The 9,976-nt window shown below is 29.6% G+C and carries 8 protein-coding genes and 1 pseudogene; all 9 read left to right on the forward strand.

The window, feature by feature from the left end; translation table 11 throughout:
- The first annotated feature begins 21 nt into the window (after positions 1 to 21).
- Entirely contained in the window at positions 22 to 1,002 is a 981-nt protein-coding gene (locus B8T70_RS09950; protein ID WP_039116509.1) for a helix-turn-helix transcriptional regulator, read from the forward strand.
- Between the two features lie 9 nt (positions 1,003 to 1,011).
- Positions 1,012 to 2,001, forward strand: coding sequence for a helix-turn-helix domain-containing protein (locus B8T70_RS09955; RefSeq protein WP_039116507.1), 990 nt, complete (start codon positions 1,012 to 1,014; stop codon positions 1,999 to 2,001).
- Positions 2,002 to 2,271: 270 nt separating this feature from the next.
- Entirely contained in the window at positions 2,272 to 2,532 is a 261-nt protein-coding gene (locus B8T70_RS09960; RefSeq protein WP_086894743.1) for a hypothetical protein, read from the forward strand.
- Positions 2,533 to 2,676: 144 nt separating this feature from the next.
- Entirely contained in the window at positions 2,677 to 3,648 is a 972-nt protein-coding gene (locus B8T70_RS09965) for a helix-turn-helix transcriptional regulator (RefSeq protein WP_052259586.1), read from the forward strand.
- A 9-nt stretch (positions 3,649 to 3,657) separates the two neighbouring features.
- Positions 3,658 to 4,662 (forward strand): helix-turn-helix transcriptional regulator, encoded by a 1,005-nt coding sequence (locus tag B8T70_RS09970; protein WP_086894744.1) that lies wholly within the window; start codon positions 3,658 to 3,660, stop codon positions 4,660 to 4,662.
- A 222-nt stretch (positions 4,663 to 4,884) separates the two neighbouring features.
- Positions 4,885 to 5,505 carry a hypothetical protein gene (locus B8T70_RS09975; protein WP_039116503.1) on the forward strand — a complete coding sequence of 207 codons (621 nt, stop codon included), beginning with the start codon at positions 4,885 to 4,887 and terminating at the stop codon, positions 5,503 to 5,505.
- Between the two features lie 539 nt (positions 5,506 to 6,044).
- Positions 6,045 to 6,980, forward strand: a complete 936-nt coding sequence (locus B8T70_RS09980; protein WP_304529088.1) for a type IX secretion system membrane protein PorP/SprF — start codon at positions 6,045 to 6,047, stop codon at positions 6,978 to 6,980.
- 21 nt (positions 6,981 to 7,001) lie between these two features.
- Entirely contained in the window at positions 7,002 to 9,209 is a 2,208-nt protein-coding gene (locus B8T70_RS09985; RefSeq protein ID WP_039116502.1) for an OmpA family protein, read from the forward strand.
- Between the two features lie 318 nt (positions 9,210 to 9,527).
- Positions 9,528 to 9,976, forward strand: a pseudogene (locus tag B8T70_RS09990) (hypothetical protein); the annotation flags it as partial.

A 9,976-nucleotide genomic window follows, 5' to 3' on the forward strand; every position in this document is an offset into this window, starting at 1 on the left:
CTTTTATATTAAACTTTTAAGATGAAGACAATAAACTATAGTTATGGAGCTGAATTTAATTTGATAGATGTCTTAGCCGAGGCTATGGGAGGTTCTGTTAAAGGAGATTTTATTAAAGGGGATAATGAGTTGTATGAAGGTACCCATTTTGTTATGCCATTTGATAATAGAGTATCAGCCTTGTTAATAGATGCTAACTATAAAGAAAGTGCTTTATTGGAATATAGAAGTGGAGTTGATTATTTTGTTGGAATGTATTTTCATGTTATTAAGGATGACATAAATTTTATCCAGAAGGATGAATCCACTTTAGTAGGGAAACAAGATTATAATTTATTAATTGTGGATAGTTTATTAGATTTTGACTATGTAGTTGATGCTGGAGTCAATACATATGTTGTGTGCATCTTTATTTATAAAAGCGCACTTAAAGAGTATATGGATAAAGTTCCAACATTAAAATCATTATCTAAAGATGTTTTTAATGTCGAAAAAAATACAATTATAAGTATGGATCGTATGAATATTGAAAGTTCGATTTTAATAAATGATTTTAGAAAAATACCATACGATAGTCCATTATTTGAACTCTATTTCAAAGGCTTAATTTATAAATTAATTGGTAATTATCTGGAACAATTATTGACCAAAAAGTTTATTATTAGCAAGGTAATGGGAGATGATGTAAAGAGTATTATTGCATCTAAAGTTACACTTTTGGAGTCAATAGATGGAGTTTTTCCTGGAGTTGAATTTTTAGCGAAGCAAGCATTTATGTCTCCATCGAAATATAAAAAATTATTTACTAAAATTTCGGGATTAAGTCCGGGGGCTTTTTTTTATAGTAATAAATTAGTACGTGCCAAAGAGTTACTCGAAACTGGACAATATACAGTTAGTGAAGTTTCGGATAAATTGAATTATGCAAATATTTCTTATTTAGCCAAACGATTTAATAGTAAATACGGAATTTTTCCAAAGGAATATCAAAGTTTATTGTAAAAATTATTTATGAGTGAATTAATACCAGAGTTTAAACATATTTATTCTTTGACCCCAGAATGGCGACAAAAATTTGTTGATTATTTGGGCGGAGCCATTGTAAATCAAACTATGTATTTTTCTCCTGAAACGGCAAGTGGTTCTAGTTATTTTTTAGAAATTTCCCCTGATGTATCTGTTGTTACTATTGACTCAGTTCTAAACAGACCGATTCGGTTTACACGTTTGCCTTCTGAGGATGATTTTTGGATTGTATATTATGATTTGAGTGATAGTTATAGTAAGCACATTGTTGAGGATGTAAATCATAAAATAGGGTATAAATCAAAACTTAATTTTGGTATAGTAGATAATAAGATTGGAAGCTCCTATTTGGCTACCGTTGGAGATCGGTTTTATTCATTAAGACTATTTATCCGTAAATCATATATTAAAACATTTTTTTGCGATGGCGAATTTGAACAAGATTTTAAAGATGTCTTTGATGATAAAAAAAAGAAAATGTTTTTTTATGGACATATTGATAGCCGAAGCAAAGTGATATTACACAGTTTGAAGCAAAAGAATATTAATAGTTCTAATTATGAATTTATATTAAAAGGAGCAGTCTTTACTTTATTAGGTTATTTAATAGAAAGACTAAATTCTAAAATGCCCAGTGCAGGGTCGCATTTAGAAAAAGATATTGCTGCTGTTATGTTGAGTCAACAACATTTATTATCCAATCTTTTATTTCCATTTCCAGGAATAGAATTTTTGGCAAATAGTGCTAATATGTCCCCTACAAAATATAGGACTTTATATAATACTATATTTGGTACCAGTCCCGCACTATTTTTTAAGAATGAAAAATTATTATTAGCAAAAGAGTTGTTGGAAAGTGGTGATTTTAAATTTGTAGCTGATGTGGCTTTTGAGTTAGGTTACAATAGAACAAGTTATTTTTCTTCTATCTATAAAGATTATTTTGGTGTTTTACCCAATACTGTACTTAAATAGTTTAATGGGCTAAATTATATTTTAACAAATGATATTGGTTCCCGATTACGTCACGTAATCGGGAACTTTTTTTTGTTTCATGAGTGAACCTTTGTTTTATGATGTGTAACTTTTTATGTTGATTTTATGGTTCTGTGTGGTACTCAGAAAGAACGGTGGTAATATACTTTTGCAAAGTACTTTTAATACTATTATTTACTGAAAAATTAACAAAGTATTGATTTTGTTAAAAGTTACAAGTGAGCTAAGACTAATTTGTAAAGATAAATAATGAGCGTAACAATAATACCACTTATAGAGCATGAGCAATATATGGTTAATGGATATTTAGTATATAAAGATGCACTCAGAAATTGGGCTTGCAAACATGACTTATCTGCTAACGAACATGAAGCTTTTAAAATCTATGAAAAAATGATTATTAATGAATCCATTTCAAAGATTAAAGGAAGCTATATATGTGAATTTACAAATTTAAAATTCACAATTAAGCATATAGATGATTACTCATTAAATAAAATATCAATTTAAAATTTAATCTATTTATACAAAAGATATTTTGTTTCTGAATAATTTGTTAGCATCCTGTCTATAAATTAATAAGCAACTATATATAGAATCTATTTAAAAGTGATTATTAAAGAGGATTTAGGGATATAAAATCAGATTTTTAAAATGAAAACAGTTACATATAACTATAACTCATCACTCAATTGGGTTGATGTATTAGCGGATGAAAAGGGAGGTTCTCTTGAAGGGAATTTCATTAAAGGAGATAATGAAATGTTCGAGGGTACTCATTTTTTCTTACCGATAGAAGATGGTATTACTGCTATGTTGCTTGATGCAAGTTATAAAGAAGAGGTATTGCTAAAATATCGTAACGATAATAATAATTTTATTGGGTTGTATTTTTACCTAACTAATTTGGATGTTGATTTTATTTTGGATAATCAAACTACCTTACTTGGAAAATTAAATTACAATTTAGCTGTTGTTGATTCTTCTATAGACATGGATTATATTGTAAAAAAAGGAACTAGAATATTTGTTATTTGCATCTTATTTGAGAAAGGTACTTTAAAAAAACATTTTTCCAAAATAACTCCCATTGTTGATATTGTTCTTGATAGCAAAAAAAACACAGTTATCCGTTTGGATCGAATGGGAGTTGAAAACTTGATTTTGATAAATGATTTTAGAAAAATATCTTATGATAATAGCTTGTATAAAATCTATTTTAAAGGGCTAGTATATGGATTAATTGGTAATTATCTTGAGAAACTAAATACTAAAAAAATTGTTATTGATAAAACAATTACTACAGATATAAAGAATATTATAGCTTCTAAAGCAATGTTGCAAAACAGTATCGAAGGTCCTTTTCCTGGAGTGAATTTTTTGGCAGAGCAAGTTGCTATGTCACCTTCAAAATATAAGATACTTTTTGCTAAAATATGTGGCATAAATCCAGGTACTTATTTCTATAATAATAAATTAAATAGGGCCAAAGAATTGCTGGAAACGGGGAAGTTTACTGTGAATGAAGTGGCTCATAAATTAAATTATGCGAATGTTTCTTATTTGGCAAAACGATTTAATGAGATGTATGGAGTTTTTCCTAAAGAGTATCAAAATTTATTTTAAAAAGAGCAAATGGATATTACAATACCAGAATTTAGACATACTTTATCATTAAAGTCTGGATGGCAGCAAGATTTTGTTGAGGGATTAGGATGTACAATAATTGATAATAAGCGATTGAATTTTCCTGAGAGAGTAGCTAGTGGTTCTGGTTATTTTTTAGAAATTTCTCAGGATGTATCTGTGTTTATTGTTGATTTAGTGTTAAATGAACCTATGAGGTTTACAAGAATACCATCTCAGGAAGATTTTTGGATTGTTTATTATGATATGAGTAACAACTTTAGTAAACACTTTATTGATGGCATAAAACATAAAATAGGATATAAATCAAAACTTGGATTTGCAGTTATCGATAGTAATCATAAAAGCACGTATGTTTCTTCGGTTGGAGAGAGGGTATATTCTTTGAGGTTGTATATTCGTAAATCGTTTATTAAAAATTATTTTCAAGACGCTCTCTTGGGGCAAGATTTCAAAGATGTTTTTGATGACAAGAGCGGTAAAATGTTTTATTATGGACATATAGATAGCAGGAGTAAAGTTGCATTATATAATTTGAAACAGCAAAGCATGGACGATGCGAATTTCGAGTTTTTATTAAAAAGTATGACTTATAAGCTCTTCGGTTATTTTGTTGAGCGATTAAATTCTAATGAATCCAGTACAGGGCTATTTTTAGAAAAAGATGTAAATGCTATTATGAAGGCACATGAATATTTATTAACGGATCTTTTATTGCCTTTTCCAGGGGTAAAATTTTTAGCTGAAAAGGCAAATATGTCAACATCAAAATTTAGAAATTTATATAAAAACATATTTGGTGTGAGTGCTGTTTCTGTTTTTAAAAATGAAAAATTAATATTGGCTAAAGAGTTGTTAGAAAGTGGAAACTTTAAATTAATTAGTGATATCGCTTATGAATTGGGATATAATAAGACATCATATTTTTCTTTGGTCTATAAAAGATATTATGGACACTTGCCTCATACTGTTTTTAAGGCAAAAATAGATTAATGTTTGTTGTCTATATTTTACATAGCGTAAATTATCATGGATGAGTTGATATTTATTGATTAGCTATTTAGAGTGTTTTTGGTTCTTTTGTGCTGTTTTTTTAAATTAATTAGAACTGTTTTAGTATGTCTATATGTTAATTTTATCTCATAAATTATTTAAAGACTTTTGGAGTTTTATATAAATTTCGAAATATTTTGGGATATTTTTAAAATATAAAGTATGAAAGAAATAAAACATTACTATTCATTAAGCTCTCAATGGCAACATAGTTTCGCTAATGCAATAGGAGTAAAAATTTTTGATAATAAAATAATAATTATCCCGGAAACACTTGGGAAGGGATATATTTATTTTGCAGAAGTTACAAATGGAGTTTCAGCTCTCTTTAAAGATTATACGCTAACTAGTCCGATAAAGATTAGGAAATTTATGTCTGAAGAGGAATTTTACATTTTGCATTATACTCCAGCTCGGAATGAAGATTTGAATTTTGGAACTGAAGATGTTATAAATTTAGATTTGTCTATTTTGAACAATCAAGCTGAAGAGTTATATGAATCAGATGTTAATGAGAGAATGTTTGGTTTTAGTTTGTTTATTGATAAAAAGATTATGCACGATTTTGCAGGTAAAATGCCTCATTTTGAATTAATTAATAAAAAACTCAATAATACAGAAGGCTCTTATTATGGTTGTATTGATAGGAATAGTTTGATGTTGATTCTTTCTTTGAAAAAGAAATCTATATTTCATAGCTCGTTTGACTATTATCTGAAAGGTATTTCTTATAAGTTGTTGGCTAATTTTTTAAGTTGTACTATAGATTTAACTTCCATGTAATAGCTCTGTTTTGATGATTTTAAAGGTGATCATTAATAGTATATTTGATTGATTGTTTTACATTTTTTTTAGGTTTATTGTTTCCCGATTATGTAAAGTGGTCGGGTTTTTTTATTAAGTAATGGAATAGATGTGTTAGCTTGTGATGAATTGTGTGTTAACAATCAAAAAAACGAATAGGTTTATAGTTTGTTTATTTTGCTTTATAGTGGCAAATGATAAGCTTATTTTCTTGGAGAAAGAAGTTTGTGCTAAGAAGTTACTAAGGAGCTTAATAATTCTGTTGTACGTATAAGATGAATATTTAGAAAGATAATAAAATTCTATTTGGGTTTTATTTGGTAGTTTGTCATTCTTCTCAGATAGGATTAATTTTTCCGATTTTAGTTATCAGAGTTTTAAAATTACAGAATCTTTTCTTTGATAATCATTACTTCTCTTGATATACCTTTTCATGATGATTTTATAAATTTATGTGGTAGTAGTGAAAAAGACTGTTGTTATAATTTTGTTTCATATTTTAAATAAATAGAATGAAAATGAAGAAATTAAATTTATTTATAACAGTTATGTTGTGCTGTTATTCGAGTGTGATGTTTGGGCAACAAGATGCTCAGTACACACAATACATGTATAACACGATTAATATAAATCCTGCGTACGCAGGTTCTCGTGGAACAATTAGTGTTTTAGGATTGCATAGGACACAATGGGTAGGATTAGATGGGGCTCCAAAAACAAATACATTGTCGATTAATTCGCCTATTAGTGCAAACATGGGGTTAGGAGTGTCTGTGATAAATGACCGTATAGGTCCATCTACAGAAAATAACATTTCTGTTGATTTATCTTATCAACTGCAAGTATCGCCATTTTATAAGTTGTCTTTTGGATTAAAAGGAACGGCAAATTTAGTAAATATTGATTTTTCTAAATTGAATATTTATGATCCTGCAGATCCAAGGTTTCAATATAATGTTGACAATAAATTTTCACCAAATATTGGAGCAGGAGTGTACCTACATTCGGATAAATCCTACATTGGGCTTTCTATTCCTAATATGTTAGAGAATAGTCATTTTGATAAATCAGCAAAGGACGAGTCGCAAAGTTTTGTTGTAAAAGAGCATATGCATTATTATTTAATGGCGGGATATGTCTTTGATTTAAATTATAATTTAAAGTTTAAGCCTTCTCTTCTTGCAAAGGTTGTTGAGGGAGCTCCATTACAAACAGATATTTCAGCAAATTTTTTGTTTAATGAAAAATTTACAGCTGGACTTGCTTATCGTTTGAGTGCATCTGTAAGTGGTATTGTAGGATTCCAGGTTTCAGACTCTTTGTTTGTTGGGTATGCTTATGATGCAGAAACGACAAAGCTTGCTAATTATAACTCAGGATCTCATGAAATCTTCTTAAGATTCGAAGTTTTGGGTAGTTCTAAGTCAAGAATGATGTCATCAAGATTTTTTTAAATAAAACTAATTAAATTAATTATGGGAATAAAAATACATAAAGTACTTGTTTTGCTTCTTTGTTTAAGCAGTGCTGTTAGTTTCTCTCAACAAAAAGATAAAGAACTTGCAAAAGCAAATGCTAAATATGAAGAGTTATCTTTTGTGAAAGCAGGTAAATTATATGAACGTTTGGTTGAAAAAGGATATAATTCTAAAGAGGTATATGCTCGTTTAGGTGATACTTATTTTTTTAATTCGGATTACCCGAATGCTTTAAAATGGTATTCTAAATTGTTTGAAGATGGCACCTATAGTTCGCCAGAGTATTTGTACAGGTATTCAGTTTGTCTTAAAGCAACTGATAATGATGACAAAGCTTTATTAGTAATAAGTCGTTATTATGAAAAAGCAGGAAAAGAAGAAGAAGCTAAAAAATGGGATCCAGCTACTTATTTAGGAGCCATTGCACAACAATCGGATAGATATGATGAGGTGGTTGAGGCAGGAATAAATTCTGGGTTCTCGGATTTTGGAGTGGCATTTGTGCCTAATGAAGAAGCAATTAAACAAGCTATTGAGGTTGCTAATTTTGAAAAGAGAGAAAAGGCAAGAGCTATAAAAGAGAACGAGGACACAAGGAGAAAAGAGAGTCGTAAGGTTCTTGGTACAAAACAGGAGTTATTGGAGAAGAAGGAGGAAATTGTTAGAGAAGAAGAAGGTTTTGAAGTAAAAAAAGATGATAATTTACCTAAATACAAAGAAGTAATTTTTGCTACAGCTAGGGATTCTGGAGTTTTAATTAAGCGTAAACATAGTTGGAATGATAAGGCTTTTCTTAAATTGTATTCAGCACAAATTGACGAAACTGGAAAATTGTATAATGAAAGAAAATTGCCTGGAGATATTAATACAAAATACGACCAAAGTACACCTGTGCTTACAAAAGATGGTTTAACGATGTATTTTACGCGATTAGTACCTTATGATAAAATAAAAAATAAAACAGATAATAAAAAAGCGATTGTACACCTAAAGATTTATCAGGCACAAAAAGTAAACGGTAAATGGGGTAATTTAAAAGAGCTTCCTCATCCAATAAATATAGAAGGGACTTCCTCAGCACACCCAGCATTAAGTTCTGATGAAGATGAGTTAATTTTTGTGTCCAACAGGAAAAAGAAAATGGGTGATACTGATTTATATACAGTAAATAGAAAAAAAAGTGGAGGATTTGCTGCTAGAGCTGAATCTTTAGGTGAGGATATAAATACTTACGGGCGCGAAACTTTTCCTTTTGTTGATGATAGTGGGGTGTTATATTTTTCTTCAGATGGTCATCCTGGTTTAGGAGGTTTAGATGTTTTTGCCGCTGTAAAAGGAAATGATGGTAAATATGTAGTCGTTAACGTAGGTGCACCTATAAACTCGAGAAGTGACGATTTTGCTTATGTTGTTGATAGTGAGTCCAAAAAAGGTTTTTTCTCATCTAATAGAAAAAATGGAACTGGAGATGATGACTTGTATAGATTTTTAGAGACTAAATCAATAGCTTTTCCTTTTAAATTTAATCCAGATTATTATGGAGTAGTAAAAGATAGTATAAGTGGTAATCCTATAGAAAATGTCGAAATAACAGTTTATAATGATTTTAACGAAGTTGTTAAGACTATAGTTACAGATGCTTCTGGGAAGTATTTGATTGATTTGCCCCCATTAAAAAATCATAGTTTTGTATTTAAGAAAAATGGATACTCGGTAGAAAAATTGTTTGTAGATGGTCTAAAAATTGGAGAAAGAAAGGATTTTCCGGTAGCTTTATTTAATGAGTTGGCGGTTATAGTTGATGATAAAGTTGTAATACTTAAAGAAGGTGATGATCTTACAGATAAACTTAAACTAAGTCCTATTTATTTTGATTATGGTGGTTATACAATCCGTAAGTCTTCTAAGGTTGAATTAGATAAAATTATTAACTTAATGAAGAGTCGTCCGCGTCTTTCTATAGAGGTTAAGTCACATACCGATAGTAGAGGTAAAGACGAGTATAATTTAAAATTATCCAAAAATAGAGCGAAAACAACCATAGATTATATTGTTCTGGAAGGTGGAATTTCTCGAGAGAGAGTTTGGGGTGATGGATTTGGAGAATCACAGCTTATTAACAAATGTGGTGATGGTGTAAAGTGCTCAGAAGCAGAGCATGAATTAAATAGGCGTTCAGAATTTATTATTGTAATAAAAGAATAGAGCGGATAAATTTGAATTAGAGTAAAAAAGGGTTTGACTTTTTAATTAAAGTTGAACCCTTTTTTTTATTTTTTTATTTAAAGTATTTTTTAGTGTAATTATCTATATGTCAGGTAGTTATATGGTTTTGTTATTTTTAACTTTTTATGGTGATTTTAGATGTTTATGTGGTAGTTCTTAAAAAGGCTTAAGTTATAATTTTGTCATAAATATAAAGCATATAAGGTAAGTAGGTAATTAATTGCTGCAGTGTAGAGCCTACTTATTAGTTTTAAAAAATACGAATTATAAAAAATTAACTCATAATAATTAAATCTTATGAAGAATAAATTACTCCCGTTGTTTTTTGTGCTAGCGAGTTACTCTGCGTATTCTCAGGTTGGTATTGGAACAACGATGCCAAATTCTTCTTCTCAACTAGAAGTTGTGGCGGATGATAAGGGTATATTAATTCCTAGAATCCAATTAAAGAATAGTACGGATGTTACTACAATCGTTACTGGAAATGTAAACAGTTTATTAGTTTTTAACACAGCGACTATTGCTGATGTTAAGCCAGGGTACTACTATTGGTATGAAAACAAATGGAATAGAATTGTTATATCTGGTGAGAATAACGGAATGACTGGTGGTGCTGGTGTTCCTGGAAAAGATGGTGTTTCGCCACCAGAAGGAACTATAACTTGGATTGATACAGAGTCTGGTTTTATTTACATAAAAGATGCTGATGGAAACTGGGTTAAAGTAAGTGGAAAAGACGGAGTTGA

The organism is Flavobacterium sp. AJR, assembly GCF_002156885.1.
Classification (GTDB): Bacteria; Bacteroidota; Bacteroidia; order Flavobacteriales; family Flavobacteriaceae; genus Flavobacterium.

Excerpts from the sequence above, each read along its gene's own strand:
- B8T70_RS09970 (WP_086894744.1), top strand. The coding sequence starts at position 3,658 with ATGGATATTACAATACCAGAATTTAGACATACTTTATCATTAAAGTCT.
- B8T70_RS09965 (WP_052259586.1), top strand. The coding sequence starts at position 2,677 with ATGAAAACAGTTACATATAACTATAACTCATCACTCAATTGGGTTGAT.
- B8T70_RS09960 (WP_086894743.1), top strand. The coding sequence starts at position 2,272 with ATGAGCGTAACAATAATACCACTTATAGAGCATGAGCAATATATGGTT.
- B8T70_RS09980 (WP_304529088.1), top strand. The coding sequence starts at position 6,045 with ATGAAGAAATTAAATTTATTTATAACAGTTATGTTGTGCTGTTATTCG.
- B8T70_RS09950 (WP_039116509.1), top strand. The coding sequence starts at position 22 with ATGAAGACAATAAACTATAGTTATGGAGCTGAATTTAATTTGATAGAT.
- B8T70_RS09975 (WP_039116503.1), top strand. The coding sequence starts at position 4,885 with ATGAAAGAAATAAAACATTACTATTCATTAAGCTCTCAATGGCAACAT.
- B8T70_RS09955 (WP_039116507.1), top strand. The coding sequence starts at position 1,012 with ATGAGTGAATTAATACCAGAGTTTAAACATATTTATTCTTTGACCCCA.
- B8T70_RS09985 (WP_039116502.1), top strand. The coding sequence starts at position 7,002 with ATGGGAATAAAAATACATAAAGTACTTGTTTTGCTTCTTTGTTTAAGC.